A 20297-nucleotide genomic window follows, 5' to 3' on the forward strand; every position below is an offset into this window, starting at 1 on the left:
AGAATCTTATTTCTTTTCTATTTCATCATAATAACGTTTTGCACCTGCATGAAGTGGTGCAACTAAATTTTTATTGGCACGTTGTGGATCAATATCCGTTGCGGCACGATGAGCAATTTTGAGTTTATCTAAATTTTCAAAAAAGGTTTTGGTGATTAAATAAACGTCATTTTCACTCAGATCTTTGCGTACCACCAACGCATTCAGAATAGCGGCAGTCGGTACGGCGGTGGCATTTCCATAGGTATTAGCAGGAATCTCCATTGGAATAAAAAGATTGTTGGTTTTTGCAATCTCATTAAGTTTGTCCGTTGGAATCGACACCATTGCTAAATCAAAGCCCTGACTTAATTCCATTAATGATGCGTTGGGAATGCCACTGGTGAGAAATGCGGCATCTAATTTACCTGCTTTTAACGCATCTGCTGCTTCGGCATAACCTAAATAATCCACCTTAAGATCATCATAAGTGATACCAAATCCATTGAGCAACGCTCGAGCAGCCACTTCTACGCCTGAACCTTGCGCCCCTACAGCGACACGTTTACCACGCAAATCGCCAATTTCTTTAATGCCTGCTTTCGTGGAAGAGGCAATTTGGACATAGTTAGGATACAGCGATGCAATTTGGCTCACGTTATCAATCGGTTGATTAAAATTACCTGTACCATTTACAGCATCTTTCAACGCATCGCTCATTACAAAAGCGAGCTCCACCTTATTTTTAGCGATAAGATTGAGATTTTCTACGGAAGCACCTGTGGTTTGTGTTTTAGCATTGACCCCATAAATTTGATTGTAAATTTCAGTCAATGATGTGGCAATGATATTGTATGGACCAGATGCACCGCCTGTGGCAACAGTGAGAAACTTGGTTTCAAGTTGCGGATTAGTGGTGGCAGATGTCGTGCTAGGATTTTTATTGGCAGATGCAGAATCTGCTTTATCTCCACAAGCCGTTAATAACAAAGACCCAATAACAATAGGTAGGAAAAGAGATTTGAGTGATTTCATTAGGTACTCCTTAAAGTCGTGTAAAAATTACATTGGTAACAATCCTATAACAATTTAAAAAAAAGTGATTAATTTGATACTAGCAACATTTAATTCTAATTACAATAGGGAAATAGTATTCTCCGATTTCATTGCATAAATAGGTTACTTATATTAGTTAGATTATTAATGGAAAAGGTTGATCCTACCGCCATTTAGTATTAAAGTAAGACCAAATTTTAATGAGAAAAATAGGAATAATAATGAAATCAGATAAACCAATAGAATGTGTCGGTTGTAATACCTTTGATGTAGGATCGATTATTGATAATAGCGAGCGAGAAGCTAAATTTGATAAAATTTATCCAACTCAAGCAGAAGCAGAAAATGCCTTAGCAAAACTAGTACAAAAAGCTCGTGATACCGAAAGTGAAGACGAACCTTGCCAAATTGAAAGCAATATTACCGCAGTTAATGGTGGTTTCCAATTAACCGCAAGTTTCACCTTTAGCTGTCAAGCTGAAGTAGTGATCTTCCAGTTGGGTACAAGAGCGATCTAATTATTATTTTTGATCTTTGTTGAAGTGCGGTGAAAAATAATCAAATTTTCACCGCAGTTTGTTCTTCTTACTTACATTTCTAAAATAGAATCGTCCATCCATAATTCTTCTAAATATTCTGTAAAGCGTGCTTTTTCATCAGAATCCCTAAAGCCAGAAATATCAGCACCAGCAGAGCTAGAAAAACGAATACGCACATTTACATCATTGAATTTTTCTGCGATACGTTCAGGTAAAACCTGTTGTAAGCGTTCAATTAAAGCGATTTGATATTCTAATTTTTTGCCATCACGTTCTTTGACAAAGCGAATGTCGAGTTGTTTCATAGTGTTTCCTTATATATCTATTTATGTTTATATGTACAGTTATAATAACTGAATTAATTATCAGTGTAAATATAGATAGGTTAAATTTATATAAATAAATTTTGTGGTTTCATTTTTCATAGAATTTAACGGAATTACTGGTTAATTCTTGACAGCGATCCTTTTCGGGATTAGAATTTACCGTCTATTTCCCAATGGGACAAACCCAAGGGGAATAGTATTTAACTAAACATATTCATTTTGAATTTAATTAAACTGGAGCTTATTAATGGCAACTATCAACCAGCTAGTACGCAAACCGCGTGTGAAAAAGGTTGTTAAAAGTAATGTACCAGCACTAGAAGCTTGTCCACAAAAACGTGGCGTTTGTACTCGTGTGTACACTACTACACCTAAAAAACCGAACTCAGCATTACGTAAAGTATGCCGTATTCGTTTAACAAATGGTTACGAAGTAACTTCTTATATCGGCGGTGAAGGTCATAACCTTCAAGAACACAGTGTTGTGTTAATCCGTGGTGGTCGTGTGAAAGATTTACCAGGTGTGCGTTATCACACTGTACGCGGTGCATTAGACTGTGCAGGCGTAAAAGATCGTAAACAAGGTCGTTCTAAATACGGCGTTAAACGTCCTAAAGCTTAATGGTTCTCCGTTAAGTAAGGCCAAACGTCTAAATTAATTATTTAAACCATAAACTCCAGTCAAGATGCGAAAGCAGTAAATAGTCGCAAAAGATGAGTTTTGGGTATCCTGAAGAAAAACAACGGAGAAATTGCAATGCCACGTCGTCGTCGTATTGAACCTCGCAAAATTCTACCAGATCCGAAATTCGGTTCAGAATTACTTGCGAAATTTATTAATGTATTAATGGTAGATGGTAAAAAATCTATCGCAGAATCTATCGTTTATGATGCGTTAGAAACTTTAGCACAACGCACTGAAAAAGATGCGTTGGAAGCCTTTGAAGTCGCATTAGAAAACGTACGCCCAACCGTGGAAGTAAAATCACGCCGTGTGGGTGGTTCTACTTACCAAGTACCAGTAGAAGTTCGTCCAACTCGTCGTAACGCTTTAGGTATGCGTTGGATCGTTGAAGCAGCACGTAAACGTGGTGATAAATCCATGGCATTACGTTTAGCCAACGAACTTTCTGATGCGGCTGATAACAAAGGTTCAGCCGTGAAAAAACGTGAAGATGTTCATCGTATGGCTGAAGCAAACAAAGCGTTTGCTCACTATCGTTGGTAATCAAATCACGATTTTGATTCAAGGCTTTATCGGCAATTTACTCAAGGGTAAATTCGATAGAGCCTTACCCATATAAAGAATTTAATAGAAAACCAAAACAAGGTAATAATAATGGCTCGTACAACCCCTATATCACTTTACCGTAATATCGGTATCAGTGCGCACATCGATGCGGGTAAAACAACTACTACTGAGCGTATTTTGTTCTATACTGGTGTAAGTCACAAAATCGGTGAAGTACACGATGGTGCCGCTACAATGGACTGGATGGAACAAGAACAAGAGCGTGGTATCACCATCACTTCTGCGGCAACTACCGCATTCTGGTCTGGTATGTCACAACAATATCCACAACACCGTATCAACGTAATCGACACTCCGGGACACGTTGACTTCACTATCGAAGTAGAACGTTCAATGCGTGTACTTGATGGTGCGGTAATGGTGTACTGTGCGGTAGGTGGTGTTCAACCACAATCAGAAACCGTATGGCGTCAAGCTAACAAATATAAAGTACCACGTATTGCATTCGTCAACAAAATGGACCGTACTGGTGCAAACTTCCTACGCGTAGTTGAACAAATCAAAACTCGCTTAGGCGGTAATGCTGTTCCTTTACAACTTCCAATCGGTGCAGAAGATAACTTCACTGGTGTGGTTGACTTGTTAAAAATGAAAGCGATCAATTGGAACGAAGCTGACCAAGGTATGACATTTACCTATGAAGATATTCCTGCAAACATGCAAGCAGACTGCGAAGAATGGCATCAAAACCTTGTTGAGGCAGCAGCGGAATCTTCAGAAGAGTTAATGGAAAAATACTTAGGTGGTGAAGAATTAACGGAAGAAGAAATCAAAACAGGTTTACGTCAACGTGCGTTAGCCACTGAGATTATCTTAGTCACCTGTGGTTCTGCGTTTAAAAATAAAGGCGTTCAAGCGATGCTTGATGCGGTTATTGATTACTTACCAGCACCAACCGATATTGAATCCATCAAAGGTATCAACCCTGATGAAACCGAAGGTGAACGTCACGCAAGCGATGACGAACCATTTGCGGCATTGGCATTCAAAATTGCCACTGACCCGTTTGTGGGTAACTTAACTTTCTTCCGTGTTTACTCTGGTGTGATTGAGTCTGGTGCAACCGTATTAAACTCCGTGAAAGATAAACGTGAACGTTTCGGTCGTATCGTACAGATGCACGCTAACAAACGTGAAGAAATCAAAGAAGTACGTGCGGGCGATATCGCTGCGGCAATCGGCTTAAAAGATGTAGGTACAGGTGATACTTTATGTGATATGAATAACCCAATTATTCTTGAACGTATGGAATTCCCAGAGCCAGTAATCTCTGTAGCGGTTGAACCAAAAACTAAAGCTGACCAAGAAAAAATGGGTCTTGCATTAGGTCGTTTAGCTCAAGAAGACCCATCATTCCGTGTTCACACGGATGAAGAGTCTGGCGAAACCATCATTTCAGGTATGGGTGAGTTACACTTAGATATCATCGTTGACCGTATGCGTCGTGAGTTCAAGGTGGAAGCGAACATCGGTAAACCACAAGTATCTTACCGTGAAACTATCCGTACTCGTGTAAATGATGTAGAAGGTAAACACGCAAAACAATCTGGTGGTCGTGGTCAATATGGTCATGTAGTAATCGATATGTACCCATTAGATCCAGAAGGTCCAGGTTATGAATTTGTCAACGAAATCAAAGGTGGTGTGATTCCAGGTGAATACATTCCAGCGGTTGATAAAGGTATCCAAGAACAACTTAAATCAGGTCCATTAGCGGGCTACCCAGTAGTGGATTTAGGTGTACGTTTACACTTCGGTTCATACCATGATGTTGACTCATCTGAATTAGCCTTTAAACTTGCTGCATCATTAGCATTTAAATCAGCGTTTAACCGTGCTAACCCAGTATTACTTGAGCCAATTATGAAAGTTGAAGTGGAAACCCCACCAGACTACGTTGGTGATGTTATCGGTGACTTAAGCCGTCGTCGTGCGATGGTGAACGGTCAAGAAGCCAACGAATTTGTGGTGAAAATCAACGCAGAAGTACCATTATCCGAAATGTTCGGTTATGCCACTGACTTGCGTTCACAAACACAAGGTCGTGCATCTTACTCAATGGAACCGTTAAAATATGCTGAAGCACCGAAAAATGTCGCGGAAGCAGTAATTGAATCTCGTCGTAAATAAAACTTTATTTAACAAAAACTCCCCTAAATTGCACCGCACTTTACGGTAGCATTTAGGGGCTTAACAAAAGGAAACTGAAAAGTGTCTAAAGAAAAATTTGAACGTACAAAACCGCACGTTAACGTGGGTACAATCGGCCACGTTGACCATGGTAAAACAACTTTAACAGCGGCCATCACAACCGTATTAGCAAAACACTACGGTGGTGCAGCACGTGCATTTGACCAAATCGACAATGCACCAGAAGAAAAAGCACGTGGTATTACTATCAACACCTCACACGTTGAATACGATACCCCAACTCGTCACTACGCACACGTTGACTGTCCGGGACACGCCGACTATGTAAAAAACATGATTACAGGTGCGGCACAAATGGACGGAGCTATCTTAGTCGTAGCAGCAACAGATGGTCCAATGCCACAAACTCGTGAGCACATCTTATTAGGTCGCCAAGTAGGTGTACCATACATCATCGTATTCTTAAACAAATGCGATATGGTAGATGACGAAGAGTTATTAGAATTAGTGGAAATGGAAGTTCGTGAATTACTTTCACAATACGATTTCCCAGGTGATGATACACCAATCGTACGTGGTTCAGCATTAAAAGCGTTAGAAGGTGATGCAGCATGGGAAGAAAAAATTCTTGAGTTAGCCAACCACTTAGATACTTACATTCCAGAACCTGAGCGTGCGATTGACCAACCGTTCTTATTACCAATCGAAGACGTATTCTCAATCTCTGGTCGTGGTACAGTAGTAACCGGTCGTGTAGAACGTGGAATTATCCGTACAGGTGATGAAGTAGAAATCGTAGGTATCAAAGATACAGCTAAAACCACCGTAACAGGTGTAGAAATGTTCCGTAAATTACTTGACGAAGGTCGTGCAGGTGAAAACATCGGTGCATTATTACGTGGTACAAAACGTGAAGAAATCGAACGTGGTCAAGTATTAGCGAAACCAGGTTCAATCACGCCACACACAGATTTCGAATCAGAAGTTTACGTATTATCAAAAGAAGAAGGTGGACGTCATACTCCATTCTTCAAAGGTTACCGTCCACAGTTCTACTTCCGTACAACGGACGTGACAGGTACGATTGAATTACCAGAAGGCGTAGAAATGGTAATGCCAGGCGACAACATCAAAATGTCAGTAAGCTTAATCCACCCAATCGCGATGGACCAAGGTTTACGTTTTGCGATTCGTGAAGGAGGACGTACCGTAGGTGCTGGCGTGGTGGCTAAAATTGTTAAATAATTAACGATTTAGCTAACATATTTTAGGGGCGTATTATTGAATACGCCCCTTTTTTGTGTTTTGCTGCCCGTACTTTGCGTACGGGGTTACCGATGTCACGCTACTCTGTAGCTATTGTGTAAAGATGCGGAGCATCGTTATTTGCGTAACCCTGTACGCCAGTGTAGGGTGATTGCTGATGTTCGGGGCATAGGTGTTTTTTCTATGAGAATATGCTATAATTTTCCCAATTTTTTACCCATTGAGAAACCTTATGACAGATAATATCCAACCAGAATCACAACAAGGCGAATACGGTGCCAGTAGCATTAAAGTATTAAAAGGCTTAGATGCCGTGCGGAAACGCCCTGGAATGTACATCGGCGATACCGATGACGGTACGGGCTTGCACCATATGGTGTTTGAAGTGGTGGATAACGCCATTGATGAAGCCTTGGCGGGCTACTGTAAAGATATTATCGTCACCATTCACGAAGATAATTCGGTGTCCGTGCAAGATGACGGACGGGGGATTCCTGTAGATATTCACCCTGAAGAAGGCGTGTCGGCGGCAGAAGTGATTATGACCGTGTTGCATGCGGGCGGTAAATTTGATGATAATTCTTATAAAGTGTCGGGCGGTTTGCACGGCGTGGGCGTGTCGGTGGTGAATGCCCTTTCCGATAAATTGTTGCTCACCATTCGCCGTCAAGGTCACGTGTATGAACAAACCTATCATTTAGGCGAACCGCAATCGCCATTGGCACAAATTGGCGATACCAGCAAAACAGGGACAACCGTGCGTTTTTGGCCAAGTCCAACCATTTTTAGCAAAACTGTATTTGAATATGAAATTTTGAAAAAACGCCTGCGTGAATTATCGTTTTTAAATTCAGGTGTGTCGATTAAATTATTTGATGAGCGTGATGGTACGCAAGATCATTTCCACTACGAGGGTGGTATTCAAGCGTTCGTGGAATATTTAAACCAAAATAAAACCCCAATTCACCCGAAACCGTTCTATTTTTCCGTGGAAAAAGACGGCATTGGCGTGGAAGTGTCGTTGCAATGGAATGACGGCTACAACGAAAATATTTACTGCTTTACCAACAACATTCCACAACGGGACGGCGGTACGCATTTGGCTGGTTTCCGTGGTGCCTTAACCCGTAGTTTAAATAACTATATGGACAAAGAAGGGCTGAACAAAAAAGGCAAAAACGATAAAGACAAAGTGGAAACATCAGGCGATGACGCTCGTGAAGGGTTGGTGGCGATTGTGTCGGTGAAAGTGCCTGATCCGAAGTTTTCTTCCCAAACCAAAGATAAATTGGTGTCGTCCGAAGTAAAAGGGGCGGTGGAATCCGCAATGAATGAGCGTTTGCAGGAATATTTAGAAGAAAACCCGAATGATGCGAAAATTATTGCCACCAAAATTGTGGATGCGGCTCGTGCCAGAGAAGCTGCTCGTAAAGCCCGTGAAATGACGAGACGTAAAGGCGTGTTGGATATTGCAGGTCTTCCAGGCAAACTGGCGGATTGTCAAGAACGTGATCCTGCGTTGTCTGAACTTTACCTTGTGGAGGGGGACTCCGCTGGTGGCTCGGCGAAACAAGGGCGGAACCGTAAAAATCAAGCGATTTTGCCGTTAAAAGGGAAAATTCTCAACGTAGAAAAAGCTCGCTTTGATAAAATGCTGTCTTCGCAAGAAGTGGGTACGCTTATTACTGCACTCGGCTGTGGCATTGGACGTGATGAATATAACCCTGATAAAATGCGTTACCACAAAGTGATTATTATGACCGATGCGGATGTGGACGGTTCGCATATTCGTACGTTGCTGTTGACATTCTTCTATCGCCAAATGCCAGAAATCATTGAACGTGGTTTTGTTTATATTGCCCAACCGCCACTGTACAAAGTAAAAAAAGGCAAACAAGAACAATATATTAAAGATGAACCTGCAATGATTGAATATGAGTTGGCGATTGCGTTAGATGATGCGGCGTTATATGTCAACCCGAATGCTCCTGCTATGGCAGGCTTGCCATTGGAGCAGTTGGTGACGGAATATAACAATGTGAGCCAAATGATCACACGTTTACACCGCCGTTATCCAGAAGCCTTGTTGAAAGAATTGGTGTACTATCCAACCTTGACGAACGAGTTGATGAAAGATCAAAGTGCGGTGGAAAATTGGGCAAATTTATTGGTGGCGAGCTTAAAAGAGAAAGACTCGCACGGTAATCATTATTCCTATCAAGTCGCCTATAATCAAGAACGTCAGCTCAATGAAGTGTTATTGACGGTGCGTACACATGGTATTGACACCCATTACAGTCTTGACTATGCCTTTACCAATGGCAATGAATATGCTCGCATTGTGAAATTAGGCAAACAATTAAACGGCTTATTAGAAGACGGTGCTTATATAACTCGTGGTGAACGCCGTTTAGAGGTGAGCAGTTTTGAGCAAGCAATGGACTGGTTAGTGAAAGAATCTCGCCGTGGCTTGACCGTACAACGTTATAAAGGGTTAGGTGAAATGAACCCTGAGCAACTGTGGGAAACCACAATGGATCCTGAAGCACGCCACATGTTGCAAGTGACCATTAAAGATGCGGTGGAAGCGGATCAGTTGTTTACTACGTTGATGGGGGATGAAGTAGAACCGAGACGGGACTTTATTGAGAGTAATGCGTTAAGGGCGAATTTGGATATTTAATACCGAGTACTTACATACTCGATTAGGCTTGTAATGCAACGCTGTTGCTCTAAGACACAGCGTGTCGTAATATGCTTAACCCTGTACGAGAGTGCAGGGTTTCTTAAAAGGAAAAAACTATGACCTCAATCGCTATAATCACTGGTTCAACCCTCGGCGGTGCCGAATACGTTGCGGATCATCTCGCCGATTGCCTTGAACAACAGGATTTTGATACTCAAATCGAAAATAACGCCAGCTTCGCCGATGTCGAAAGCCAAAAACTCTGGCTTATCGTTACCTCCACCCACGGAGCAGGAGAATTGCCCGAAAATATCCAACCCTTTATTGAAGAAGTGAAACAACAGGATTTAACGGGGGTGCGTTTTGCCGTGGTTGGATTAGGTAATTCCGATTATGACACGTTCTGCTATGCGGTGGATACGGTTGAGCAAGTCTTGACGGCTCAAGGTGCGGTGCGAATTTGTGAAAGTTTACGCATTGATGTTTCACAAGTAGAAGATCAGGATCAAGCTGCAGAAGATTGGCTACCGACAATGCTTAATGTTTTATAAACTACTCCGACTTGTGAGTAATAATGCTTGACTGTTTTTTTGTTAATGATAAAGTGTTTCTCTGCACTTTAGATTTTTTAGAAAAACCTAAGTGGAAGCAAACGTTTGCTAATGTAATGATATTGTTAAATATTTTTTATATAGTAAATGCGATCAATTTTTAATATCTTTGGAGCCTATTATGTCAGGTATTTTTCAACAAACTGATCCATCACGTCGCCGTTATGGTTTAGCAGTATTTGTCGGTATTGTTGCGGGGATTATCTCTGCATTCGTAAAATGGGGTGCTGAACATCCGTTCCCACCACGTAGTCCGTTTGATTTGTTTACTGCAGCTTGTCCACAACCTGTATTAGATGCGTTAAGTTCAGGTACTATCGCTATGAATGGGGCTTTAGAGCAATGTTCACGTGCGTTCTTAAATCCACCACATGTTTTCTTACGTGATTATGTTGGTATCGATCCAACAGAAGCTGCGTTCACATTTGCAGATCACGCATTTAACTGGATTGGTGTAACCCACATGATTTTCTCATTAGTGTTCGCTATTGGTTATTGTATTGTTGCAGAACGTTTCCCTAAAGTGAAATTCTGGCAAGGTATTGGTGCAGGTATTATTGCGAACATTTGTGCTCACTACATTGCATTCCCTGCTTTAGGTTTAACCCCTCCAGTAGCAGACTGGCCACTATATGAACATATTTCTGAATTAGTCGGTCATATTTTCTGGTTCTGGACCATTGAGGTAATTCGTCGTGATTTACGCAACCGTATTACACACGAACCAGATGCAGAAGTGCCTTTAAGTCAGCCTTATCGTTAATTTTAATGATTATTTAGAAACCCGAATGAATATTCGGGTTTTTTATTATTGGAATGCGGTTAGAATTGATAATGGATAACGTTCTTTACTCAAATAATCTTGCAATGCCTGAATCACGAGTGGATTACGTTCACATTGTCCATCTTGTTGAATATAATCATTAAATTCATCTAATGTTAGCCATAAGCCACGAGTAATATCGCTATCATGGGGAGTAATTTGTAGGCATTCATTTAATTCTAGGCAAAATACAAAACGTAAATAATCCGTTTGACTACGTGGAGCGTGCCATTGATAGATTTTCAGCAAGGATTGCATTTCTGCTTTAATGCCAGTTTCTTCATATAATTCTCGGCTTGCCCCTTGTAATATTGTTTCTCCTTTTTCTAAATGCCCTGCTGGCTGGTTGAGCGTTTTCTTGTCGTATTCTACTTCTTCCACAAATAAAAATTTGCCGTTACAATGAACAACGACCGCCATAGTAACATTAGGTTTGTGCATGATTATTTTCCTGTTAGTTTGAGTAAAGCAAAAAGCCGTTGTTTTTCCATTTCTGTGAGTTGCCGATCATATTCATATTTTCTATTTTATGGATAAAAGTGCGGTGAAAAAAGACCGCACTTGGTTCAGGCTTGTGCTTTAGCGAGTTCAGTTCGCATTTGATCAATAACTTTTTTATAATCTGGTTGATCAAAAATTGCAGAACCAGCCACAAACATATCAGCACCTGCCTTTGCAATTTCCGCAATATTATTTATTTTGACACCACCATCCACTTCTAAACGAATTGGTAAGCCACTTGTATCAATACGTTGGCGGGCTTGTTTCAATTTATCAAAAGTGGCAGGAATAAAGGATTGTCCACCGAAACCAGGGTTAACTGACATCAGCAAAATAATATCCACTTTATCCATTACATAGTCCAAATAGCTTAAAGGTGTAGCAGGGTTGAAGACTAAGCCTGATTGACAACCACTGTCTCGAATTAATTGCAAAGTGCGGTCAATATGCACACAGGCTTCAGGGTGAAATGTAATAGATGTTGCACCTGCTTTGGCAAAATCGGTGATTAAACGTTCCACAGGGCTTGCCATTAAATGCACATCAATCGGGCAAGTTATACCGTAATCACGTAGAGATTGGCAAATCGGTGCACCAAACGTGAGATTGGGGACATAATGATTATCCATTACATCAAAATGAATAAGATCTGCACCGCAGTTGATCACGTTTTCTACATCTTCACCTAGACGAGCTAGGTCGGCAGAAAGAATTGAGGGGGCAATTAAATAAGGTTGCATACGGTTTCTCCTATGTAAACTAACATTTATTACTATTCTAGCAGAATACGAGAGTTATCGCATATTTTCCATTAATAAATAAAATGCGTTTAGATCTTTACCTGCGATTTTCTTAAATGGTCGTAATAGCCAGTAAATTAAACGATAGTTAGTCATGCGGCGTACGGATGCTTGCCAAATTTCTTTGTCTGTACAGCTTTGATAGGTCAATATAGTTTGTTTAATTTGTTCTAGACTAATGGATTTTTCTCGGCATAAGCCAAATACAAAGAAAATACTATCTTGTATTTGTTGTTCAAAGGGATTTTTCGATACGGTATCTACTTCAAAATCTATGAAATTCACTACACCATCTTTCCAAAGAATATCTTTGGCAAAAGGTCTGCCGTGAATAAGCCCTTGTTGGTGTAATCGTGCCAATGCAGTTGCACTATCATTTAAAATTTGTTGTTTTTGTTCAGCAGAAATGTCCTCTTTTTCTAGCCAATGGCTGACAGATAAACCAGCGTCTTCCATGACTAACATATTTTCATTGGCAACATAAATGAAAGGAATGGGGGCATTTTGTTGCTGTAATTTTAGTAAACGTTCTACTTCTTGATGAAAAAATTTGCGAGGACAAGGCTTGAGTAAGCGTTGTGAGCCTTGAGGGTGTTCAGGTTGTTTTAACCAGTAATGTTTGTTTTCAAATTCAAATGGATAAACACGTTTATCTGGATACTGAAAACATAGAGATTGTGCATATTGTTCTAATGTCATTTGTTATTCTGAATAAAATAAAAAATTAATTATAGCATTAAATTGGACAAATATCCTGATAAAATCTATGGTTATTTACATGAGAAAATTTTTACTATATCAAATTATTAGAATGAGTAATTTGATATAGAGTAATTAATATTAAATTATTTTTATTTTCATAATTTTATGTATTTGTTATGATAAGCATCTGAGATGCAAATTGATTTGCATCTTTTTACTGTATAAATGGATTTATGGACTTCTTTAAATTAACTTGAAAGGTGGGGAAGTATGTCAATACATACAATCAATCTGCATGAAAAATTGAGTGCTTTACTTGGTGAAGTGGAATCAAAGAAATTATTTTCTGGTATTGGTATTTTTTATAATGACCATATGTTTGGAATTTATAAACAAGGCGGTTTTTATTTACGAGCAAAAGATGAATTAGCTCAATATGTTGAAAGTATTGGGGGAGTTCGTTGGGATCGAGATGGTGTACCGAGTAATTTGAGAATTCGGGATTATTATTTGATTCCAAGTGATTATGTAAGTGATGAACACAAGAATTCTATGTTGATTAAGATGATCAAAGAGTCTTTGCAACAAATTGAATCTGAAAAGCTTGCTGAATCATTAGAACGGGCAAAAAGAATTCGCCGTTTACCAAATATGTCACTAAAGTATGAACGTCTGTTAGGTAAAGTGGGGATTAACACGATTTCTCAATTACGAGAAATCGGTGCCGCAGACGCTTATATATTGATTAAATCCCAAGGGCTTTTTGTGACTTCCCATTTATTTTGGAAGACATTCGCAGCTTTGAAGAATAAATATGTAGAGTTATTAACCGAAACGGAGAAAGAAATAGCATTTAAAGAAATTAATGAGAAACTTGCAAAAGTAGGATTTAGGGCTATGAAATATAAGCCATAAATTGAATAAAAAGAGGGATGTTGTTGATTTTATATGCGAGCAAGTGTTTTCTTTAAGAAATTAGTAAAAAAACACTTGCAAAGCGTTTCTAAATCACTATAATACGCCCCACACAACGACACGCTGTTGTGAAAATTGAAAATCAAACAGTGTGTCGTTTTATTTTCGCTTTAAAACAGCGATTTGTTCTTTAATAATTTATCAGACAATCTGTGTGGGCACTTGTTGATTGACTAGTTTTAAAAAATTAAATAAAACTTGAAGTCTTAATAGGTGCTTAACTTAGAAATTCATTAACTTTTTGTTCTTTTAAGAATGAAAAGCAAGATTTAAAAGCAAGCAGTTTATTGAGCGATCGAACTTAAATTGAAGAGTTTGATCATGGCTCAGATTGAACGCTGGCGGCAGGCTTAACACATGCAAGTCGAACGGTAGCAGGAAGTACTTGTACTTTGCTGACGAGTGGCGGACGGGTGAGTAATGCTTGGGGATCTGGCTTATGGAGGGGGATAACTACGGGAAACTGTAGCTAATACCGCGTAGTGTCGAGAGACGAAAGACTGGGACTTTTAGCCAGTTGCCATAAGATGAGCCCAAGTGGGATTAGGTAGTTGGTGGGGTAAAGGCCTACCAAGCCGACGATCTCTAGCTGGTCTGAGAGGATGACCAGCCACACTGGAACTGAGACACGGTCCAGACTCCTACGGGAGGCAGCAGTGGGGAATATTGCGCAATGGGGGTAACCCTGACGCAGCCATGCCGCGTGAATGAAGAAGGCCTTCGGGTTGTAAAGTTCTTTCGGTGGTGAGGAAGGGATTTAGTTTAATAGACTAAATCATTGACGTTAATCACAGAAGAAGCACCGGCTAACTCCGTGCCAGCAGCCGCGGTAATACGGAGGGTGCGAGCGTTAATCGGAATAACTGGGCGTAAAGGGCACGCAGGCGGTTACTTAAGTGAGATGTGAAATCCCAGAGCTTAACTTTGGAATTGCATTTCAGACTGGGTAGCTAGAGTACTTTAGGGAGGGGTAGAATTCCACGTGTAGCGGTGAAATGCGTAGAGATGTGGAGGAATACCGAAGGCGAAGGCAGCCCCTTGGGAAGATACTGACGCTCATGTGCGAAAGCGTGGGGAGCAAACAGGATTAGATACCCTGGTAGTCCACGCTGTAAACGATGTCGATTTGGGGATTGGGGTTTAACTCTGGTGCCCGTAGCAAACGTGATAAATCGACCGCCTGGGGAGTACGGCCGCAAGGTTAAAACTCAAATGAATTGACGGGGGCCCGCACAAGCGGTGGAGCATGTGGTTTAATTCGATGCAACGCGAAGAACCTTACCTACTCTTGACATCCATAGAAGAACTTAGAGATAAGTTTGTGCCTTCGGGAGCTATGAGACAGGTGCTGCATGGCTGTCGTCAGCTCGTGTTGTGAAATGTTGGGTTAAGTCCCGCAACGAGCGCAACCCTTATCCTTTGTTGCCAGCATGTAGTGATGGGAACTCAAAGGAGACTGCCAGTGATAAACTGGAGGAAGGTGGGGATGACGTCAAGTCATCATGGCCCTTACGAGTAGGGCTACACACGTGCTACAATGGTGCATACAGAGGGTAACCAACCTGCGAGGGGGAGTGAATCTCAGAAAGTGCATCGTAGTCCGGATTGGAGTCTGCAACTCGACTCCATGAAGTCGGAATCGCTAGTAATCGCAAATCAGAATGTTGCGGTGAATACGTTCCCGGGCCTTGTACACACCGCCCGTCACACCATGGGAGTGGGTTGTACCAGAAGTAGATAGCTTAACCGGAAGGGGGGCGTTTACCACGGTATGATTCATGACTGGGGTGAAGTCGTAACAAGGTAACCGTAGGGGAACCTGCGGTTGGATCACCTCCTTAGTAATCAGAGGGCAGATGACAGAAGACAGAAGACAGAAATGTCAGGTCACTGTGATATTGTTACTCAAAGAAACGAAGCGACAGCAAGTGTCCACACAGATTGTTTGATAAAAAGTAGAAAAGAAAGAGAAAAAGACCGCACTTTTCATTGCTTACTAGGTCGAGCAAGAGAAACGAATGAAACGAAAAAAGAAGCGCGAATAATAAAAGACAACAAATTATCTTTACCTGTTGTCCCCATCGTCTAGAGGCCTAGGACATCGCCCTTTCACGGCGGTAACCGGGGTTCGAATCCCCGTGGGGACGCCAATTAAAGATGATTCGGTAGATAAACAAGAAATGGATTATCTATATTATTTTCTTATTGTTCTTTAAAAAATTGGAAACAAGCTGAAAACTGAGAGATTTTCGAAAGAAAGTCTGAGTAGAGAAAATCTTGACTGAACAAAAGCAGTCAAGTGTTTAGTTGAAACAGCAACATCATTTGTTTTTGAAAACATTTGAGGTTGTATAGTTAAGTGACTAAGCGTACACGGTGGATGCCTAGGCAATCAGAGGCGAAGAAGGACGTGCTAATCTGCGAAAAGTTTGGATGAGTCGATAAGAGGCGTTTAATCCAAAATATCCGAATGGGGAAACCCAGTAGATGAAGAATCTACTATCATTTACTGAATACATAGGTAAATGAGGCAAACCGGGAGAACTGAAACATCTAAGTACCCCGAGGAAAAGAAATCAACCGAGATTCTGTGAGTAGCGGCGAGCGAAAGCGGAGGAGCCGTTAGAGATAGCAATAAAACGAAGAGAATGAACTGGGAAGTTCAACGACACAGGGTGATAGTCCCGTATCTGAAAGTTATATTGTGGTACTAAGCTAACAAGAAGTAGGGCGGAACACGAGAAATTCTGTCTGAAGATAGGGGGACCATCCTCTAAGGCTAAATACTCCTGATTGACCGATAGTGAACCAGTACTGTGAAGGAAAGGCGAAAAGAACCCCAGCGAGGGGAGTGAAATAGAACCTGAAACCGTGTACGTACAAGCAGTGGGAGCCGTAAGGTGACTGCGTACCTTTTGTATAATGGGTCAGCGACTTATATTTTGTAGCGAGGTTAACCGAATAGGGGAGCCGAAGGGAAACCGAGTCTTAACTGGGCGGCAAGTTGCAAGGTATAGACCCGAAACCCGGTGATCTAGCCATGGGCAGGTTGAAGGTTGGGTAACACTAACTGGAGGACCGAACCGACTAATGTTGAAAAATTAGCGGATGACTTGTGGCTGGGGGTGAAAGGCCAATCAAACCGGGAGATAGCTGGTTCTCCCCGAAATCTATTTAGGTAGAGCCTTGAGCGAACACCTTCGGGGGTAGAGCACTGTTTCGGCTAGGGGTCCATCCCGGATTACCAACCCGATGCAAACTGCGAATACCGAAGAGTGATACTCAGGAGACACACGGTGGGTGCTAACGTCCATCGTGAAGAGGGAAACAACCCAGACCGCCAGCTAAGGTCCCAAAGTACTAGTTAAGTGGGAAACGAAGTGGGAAGGCTTAGACAGCTAGGATGTTGGCTTAGAAGCAGCCATCATTTAAAGAAAGCGTAATAGCTCACTAGTCGAGTCGGCCTGCGCGGAAGATGTAACGGGGCTAAAACTAGTCACCGAAGCTGCGGCATCAAGAGTAATCTTGTTGGGTAGGGGAGCGTTGTGTAAGCGGAAGAAGGTGAATTGAGAAGTTTGCTGGACGTATCACAAGTGCGAATGCTGACATAAGTAACGATAAAACGAGTGAAAAACTCGTTCGCCGGAAGACCAAGGGTTCCTGTCCAACGTTAATCGGGGCAGGGTGAGTCGGCCCCTAAGGCGAGGCTGAAAAGCGTAGTCGATGGGAAACGGGTTAATATTCCCGTACTTGGTAAAGTTGCGATGTGGGGACGGAGAAGGTTAGGCAAGCAGCCTGTTGGATGGCTGTTTAAGCGTGTAGGTGGGGGATTTAGGCAAATCCGAATCCCAATTCAACACTAAGGCGTGATGACGAGCTCCTAAGGGAGCGAAGTTGTTGATACCACACTTCCAGGAAAAGCCACTAAGCGAAAGACTTTACTAAACCGTACTGAAAACCGACACAGGTGGTCAGGTAGAGAATACTCAGGCGCTTGAGAGAACTCGGGTGAAGGAACTAGGCAAAATAGCACCGTAACTTCGGGAGAAGGTGCGCCGGCGTAGATTGTAGTCTTTTACAGATGAAGGTTGAACCGGTCGAAGATACCAGCTGGCTGCAACTGTTTATTAAAAACACAGCACTCTGCAAACACGAAAGTGGACGTATAGGGTGTGATGCCTGCCCGGTGCTGGAAGGTTAATTGATGGTGTTATCGAAAGAGAAGCACCTGATCGAAGCCCCAGTAAACGGCGGCCGTAACTATAACGGTCCTAAGGTAGCGAAATTCCTTGTCGGGTAAGTTCCGACCTGCACGAATGGCATAATGATGGCCAGGCTGTCTCCACCCGAGACTCAGTGAAATTGAAATCGCCGTGAAGATGCGGTGTACCCGCGGCTAGACGGAAAGACCCCGTGAACCTTTACTATAGCTTGACACTGAACCTTGAATTTTGATGTGTAGGATAGGTGGGAGACTAAGAAGTATGAACGCCAGTTTGTATGGAGTCATCCTTGAAATACCACCCTTTAACGTTTGATGTTCTAACGAAATATCTGAAACGGGTATTCGGACAGTGTCTGGTGGGTAGTTTGACTGGGGCGGTCTCCTCCCAAAGAGTAACGGAGGAGCACGAAGGTTTGCTAATGACGGTCGGACATCGTCAGGTTAGTGCAATGGTAAAAGCAAGCTTAACTGCGAGACGGACAAGTCGAGCAGGTACGAAAGTAGGTCATAGTGATCCGGTGGTTCTGAATGGAAGGGCCATCGCTCAACGGATAAAAGGTACTCCGGGGATAACAGGCTGATACCGCCCAAGAGTTCATATCGACGGCGGTGTTTGGCACCTCGATGTCGGCTCATCACATCCTGGGGCTGAAGTAGGTCCCAAGGGTATGGCTGTTCGCCATTTAAAGTGGTACGCGAGCTGGGTTTAGAACGTCGTGAGACAGTTCGGTCCCTATCTGCCGTGGGCGTTGGATGATTGAATGGGGCTGCTCCTAGTACGAGAGGACCGGAGTGGACGCATCCCTGGTGTTCCAGTTGTTTCGCCAGAAGCATTGCTGGGTAGCTACATGCGGAAGAGATAAGTGCTGAAAGCATCTAAGCACGAAACTTGCCATAAGATGAGTCATCCCACTCTTAAAGAGTGTAAGGGTTGTTTAAGACGAAGACGTAGATAGGCTGGATGTGTAAGTGATGTGAGTCATTGAGCTAACCAGTACTAATTGCCCGAGAGGCTTAACTATACAACGCTCAAGTGGTTTTGATTCAGATGACGGATGTCAGATGACAGAAGACAGTTGAAGAGCGTGAAACTCACTAACAGACAAAAAAGAAAATCGAACAGACAGCTTGTTTCAAATTTAAAGAACAAAATACAAAAAGGAAAGAATTAAGTAGGATACAGGATAACACACGGTACTGCCGTCTGAAACCTGTCATCTGACCCCTGATTTCCTGATGGTCATAATGCAGTAGTGCCACCTGACTCCATGCCGAACTCAGAAGTGAAATGCTGTGATGCCGATGGTAGTGTTGGGAATCCCAATGTGAGAGTAGGTCGCCATCAGGTGTTTTATTACAATAACGAACCCCAGTTACGTGAGTAGCTGGGGTTTTAATCATTTGTATTAATATTAATCGTTATTTTACCTAAAATTTGCTACACTAAATCCAACGCTGATTTTACCTAGGATTTTCTATGCAACTTACTGATCAACTTCTTCAATCTGTACTACATATTGCTAATGAAGCAGGTAAAATCTTAGAAAATTTCTATCTAAAATCTGAATCTATTGAAATTCATACAAAATCAGATAATACCCCCGTGACAGAAGTTGATTTAGCCATTAGTCAATTTTTAATTCAAAAACTCGCCACACTTACTCCTGATATTCCAATACTTTCCGAAGAAAATTGTAATATTCCACTTTCTGAACGGCAATCATGGGAAACTTATTGGCTTATTGATCCCTTAGATGGCACGCAACGATTTATTGAGCGAACAGGGCAGTTTTCCATTTTAATTGCCTTAATTCATCAAAATCGTCCAATTTTAGGGATTATCCATGCTCCGATCTTACAAAAAACCTATTATGCAATGCAGGGATTTGGGGCGTATAAATTGGAAGATAATCATCATCAACGCCTAACCGCTCGTCATATTGATACGACTCAATCGCTTAAAATTGCGGTGGGTTCAGAAAACCATAAGCAAAAAGTGCGGTGTATTTTGCCTGAGAATTTTCCTTGTGAGTTTCTCGTATATGGTTCTAGTGGCTTAAAAGGGGGCTTGGTGGCAGATGGTACAGCGGATTGTTATGTGCGTTTAGGTGATACTGGTGAATGGGATACGGCAGCAGCTGAAATTTTACTCAGTGAGTTAAATGGAAATATTTTCGAACCGCATTTTTTACCTTTAACTTATAATCAACGAGAAACCTTTATTAATCCTCATTTTGTGATGACAGCAGATCGTGAAGTAAATTGGCAAAAGATCTTTTGCTTTAATTAGTAATAGCTATTTGAAAATTCTATGTGAATGGTGCATAGTATAGGGATAGTTTATC

The 20297-nt window shown here is 41.7% G+C and carries 16 protein-coding genes, 1 tRNA gene and 3 rRNA genes; 15 read left to right on the forward strand and 5 right to left on the reverse strand.

What is annotated here, in order from left to right:
• Nucleotides 1-6: 6 nt before the first annotated feature.
• Nucleotides 7-1014: a TAXI family TRAP transporter solute-binding subunit gene (locus O1Q81_RS01790; RefSeq protein ID WP_386697922.1), complete on the reverse strand. Its 1008-nt coding sequence runs from the start codon at nucleotides 1012-1014 to the stop codon at nucleotides 7-9.
• 242 nt (nucleotides 1015-1256) lie between these two features.
• Between O1Q81_RS01790 and O1Q81_RS01795 the strand changes: the two genes are divergently transcribed.
• Complete coding sequence (locus O1Q81_RS01795; protein ID WP_386688624.1) at nucleotides 1257-1553, forward strand: YfcZ/YiiS family protein; 297 nt, start codon at nucleotides 1257-1259, stop codon at nucleotides 1551-1553.
• A gap of 71 nt (nucleotides 1554-1624) precedes the next feature.
• Here the strand turns inward: O1Q81_RS01795 and O1Q81_RS01800 are convergent, their stop codons facing one another.
• Nucleotides 1625-1879 (reverse strand): DinI-like family protein, encoded by a 255-nt coding sequence (locus O1Q81_RS01800; protein WP_386688621.1) that lies wholly within the window; start codon nucleotides 1877-1879, stop codon nucleotides 1625-1627.
• 268 nt (nucleotides 1880-2147) lie between these two features.
• Between O1Q81_RS01800 and rpsL the strand changes: the two genes are divergently transcribed.
• The 7 genes from rpsL to O1Q81_RS01835 all read left to right on the forward strand — a co-directional run bounded on the left by rpsL (nucleotide 2148) and on the right by O1Q81_RS01835 (nucleotide 10689).
• The gene (gene rpsL, locus O1Q81_RS01805) at nucleotides 2148-2522 is read left to right on the forward strand and encodes a 30S ribosomal protein S12 (protein WP_013745731.1); all 375 of its coding nucleotides are present in this window, start codon (nucleotides 2148-2150) and stop codon (nucleotides 2520-2522) included.
• 135 nt (nucleotides 2523-2657) lie between these two features.
• Nucleotides 2658-3128: a 30S ribosomal protein S7 gene (rpsG, locus tag O1Q81_RS01810; RefSeq protein ID WP_386688618.1), complete on the forward strand. Its 471-nt coding sequence runs from the start codon at nucleotides 2658-2660 to the stop codon at nucleotides 3126-3128.
• 111 nt (nucleotides 3129-3239) lie between these two features.
• Nucleotides 3240-5342 carry an elongation factor G gene (gene fusA / locus O1Q81_RS01815; RefSeq protein WP_386697924.1) on the forward strand — a complete coding sequence of 701 codons (2103 nt, stop codon included), beginning with the start codon at nucleotides 3240-3242 and terminating at the stop codon, nucleotides 5340-5342.
• Nucleotides 5343-5423: 81 nt separating this feature from the next.
• Complete coding sequence (gene tuf / locus O1Q81_RS01820; protein ID WP_386688527.1) at nucleotides 5424-6608, forward strand: elongation factor Tu; 1185 nt, start codon at nucleotides 5424-5426, stop codon at nucleotides 6606-6608.
• A gap of 253 nt (nucleotides 6609-6861) precedes the next feature.
• Nucleotides 6862-9312, forward strand: coding sequence for a DNA topoisomerase (ATP-hydrolyzing) subunit B (gyrB, locus tag O1Q81_RS01825; protein WP_386697926.1), 2451 nt, complete (start codon nucleotides 6862-6864; stop codon nucleotides 9310-9312).
• A 119-nt stretch (nucleotides 9313-9431) separates the two neighbouring features.
• Nucleotides 9432-9866 carry an FMN-binding protein MioC gene (gene mioC / locus O1Q81_RS01830; protein ID WP_386697927.1) on the forward strand — a complete coding sequence of 145 codons (435 nt, stop codon included), beginning with the start codon at nucleotides 9432-9434 and terminating at the stop codon, nucleotides 9864-9866.
• A 181-nt stretch (nucleotides 9867-10047) separates the two neighbouring features.
• Nucleotides 10048-10689 carry a YagU family protein gene (locus O1Q81_RS01835; protein WP_386688610.1) on the forward strand — a complete coding sequence of 214 codons (642 nt, stop codon included), beginning with the start codon at nucleotides 10048-10050 and terminating at the stop codon, nucleotides 10687-10689.
• Between the two features lie 45 nt (nucleotides 10690-10734).
• On the opposite strand, the gene O1Q81_RS01840 is transcribed toward O1Q81_RS01835, so the two are convergent.
• The 3 genes from O1Q81_RS01840 to O1Q81_RS01850 form a co-directional block, all read right to left on the reverse strand.
• On the reverse strand, nucleotides 10735-11190 hold the full coding sequence (locus O1Q81_RS01840; protein WP_386688608.1) for an NUDIX hydrolase: 456 nt from the start codon (nucleotides 11188-11190) through the stop codon (nucleotides 10735-10737).
• 125 nt (nucleotides 11191-11315) lie between these two features.
• A complete protein-coding gene (gene rpe, locus O1Q81_RS01845; protein ID WP_386697929.1) occupies nucleotides 11316-11990 on the reverse strand; it encodes a ribulose-phosphate 3-epimerase in 675 nt (224 codons plus the stop codon).
• A gap of 54 nt (nucleotides 11991-12044) precedes the next feature.
• Entirely contained in the window at nucleotides 12045-12749 is a 705-nt protein-coding gene (locus tag O1Q81_RS01850; protein ID WP_386697931.1) for an RIO1 family regulatory kinase/ATPase, read from the reverse strand.
• 273 nt (nucleotides 12750-13022) lie between these two features.
• Between O1Q81_RS01850 and O1Q81_RS01855 the strand changes: the two genes are divergently transcribed.
• The 7 genes from O1Q81_RS01855 (at nucleotide 13023) to cysQ (ending at nucleotide 20242) form a co-directional block, all read left to right on the forward strand.
• Nucleotides 13023-13667 carry a TfoX/Sxy family DNA transformation protein gene (locus O1Q81_RS01855; protein WP_386697933.1) on the forward strand — a complete coding sequence of 215 codons (645 nt, stop codon included), beginning with the start codon at nucleotides 13023-13025 and terminating at the stop codon, nucleotides 13665-13667.
• A 363-nt stretch (nucleotides 13668-14030) separates the two neighbouring features.
• Nucleotides 14031-15568, forward strand: a 16S ribosomal RNA gene (locus O1Q81_RS01860).
• A 38-nt stretch (nucleotides 15569-15606) separates the two neighbouring features.
• Nucleotides 15607-15816 (forward strand): hypothetical protein, encoded by a 210-nt coding sequence (locus O1Q81_RS01865; protein ID WP_386697935.1) that lies wholly within the window; start codon nucleotides 15607-15609, stop codon nucleotides 15814-15816.
• Nucleotides 15802-15877, forward strand: a tRNA-Glu gene (locus O1Q81_RS01870). Before O1Q81_RS01865 ends, O1Q81_RS01870 begins: the two co-directional genes overlap by 15 nt.
• Before the next feature lie 203 nt (nucleotides 15878-16080).
• Nucleotides 16081-18974, forward strand: a 23S ribosomal RNA gene (locus O1Q81_RS01875).
• Nucleotides 18975-19184: 210 nt separating this feature from the next.
• Nucleotides 19185-19300: ribosomal RNA gene (rrf, locus tag O1Q81_RS01880) — 5S ribosomal RNA — on the forward strand.
• The 16S, 23S and 5S rRNA genes sit together here with 1 tRNA gene alongside, the layout of an rRNA operon.
• 129 nt (nucleotides 19301-19429) lie before the next feature.
• Nucleotides 19430-20242, forward strand: a complete 813-nt coding sequence (gene cysQ / locus O1Q81_RS01885) for a 3'(2'),5'-bisphosphate nucleotidase CysQ (RefSeq protein ID WP_386697937.1) — start codon at nucleotides 19430-19432, stop codon at nucleotides 20240-20242.
• Nucleotides 20243-20297 lie beyond the last annotated feature (55 nt).

It is taken from the genome of Lonepinella sp. MS14436, assembly GCF_042470565.1.
In the GTDB taxonomy this organism is placed as follows: Bacteria; Pseudomonadota; Gammaproteobacteria; order Enterobacterales; family Pasteurellaceae; genus Lonepinella.

Coding starts and splice junctions, on each gene's coding strand:
- O1Q81_RS01790 (WP_386697922.1), bottom strand. CDS start 1,014: ATGAAATCACTCAAATCTCTTTTCCTACCTATTGTTATTGGGTCTTTG.
- O1Q81_RS01795 (WP_386688624.1), top strand. CDS start 1,257: ATGAAATCAGATAAACCAATAGAATGTGTCGGTTGTAATACCTTTGAT.
- O1Q81_RS01800 (WP_386688621.1), bottom strand. CDS start 1,879: ATGAAACAACTCGACATTCGCTTTGTCAAAGAACGTGATGGCAAAAAA.
- rpsL (WP_013745731.1), top strand. CDS start 2,148: ATGGCAACTATCAACCAGCTAGTACGCAAACCGCGTGTGAAAAAGGTT.
- rpsG (WP_386688618.1), top strand. CDS start 2,658: ATGCCACGTCGTCGTCGTATTGAACCTCGCAAAATTCTACCAGATCCG.
- fusA (WP_386697924.1), top strand. CDS start 3,240: ATGGCTCGTACAACCCCTATATCACTTTACCGTAATATCGGTATCAGT.
- gyrB (WP_386697926.1), top strand. CDS start 6,862: ATGACAGATAATATCCAACCAGAATCACAACAAGGCGAATACGGTGCC.
- mioC (WP_386697927.1), top strand. CDS start 9,432: ATGACCTCAATCGCTATAATCACTGGTTCAACCCTCGGCGGTGCCGAA.
- O1Q81_RS01835 (WP_386688610.1), top strand. CDS start 10,048: ATGTCAGGTATTTTTCAACAAACTGATCCATCACGTCGCCGTTATGGT.
- O1Q81_RS01840 (WP_386688608.1), bottom strand. CDS start 11,190: ATGCACAAACCTAATGTTACTATGGCGGTCGTTGTTCATTGTAACGGC.
- rpe (WP_386697929.1), bottom strand. CDS start 11,990: ATGCAACCTTATTTAATTGCCCCCTCAATTCTTTCTGCCGACCTAGCT.
- O1Q81_RS01850 (WP_386697931.1), bottom strand. CDS start 12,749: ATGACATTAGAACAATATGCACAATCTCTATGTTTTCAGTATCCAGAT.
- O1Q81_RS01855 (WP_386697933.1), top strand. CDS start 13,023: ATGTCAATACATACAATCAATCTGCATGAAAAATTGAGTGCTTTACTT.
- O1Q81_RS01865 (WP_386697935.1), top strand. CDS start 15,607: ATGTCAGGTCACTGTGATATTGTTACTCAAAGAAACGAAGCGACAGCA.
- cysQ (WP_386697937.1), top strand. CDS start 19,430: ATGCAACTTACTGATCAACTTCTTCAATCTGTACTACATATTGCTAAT.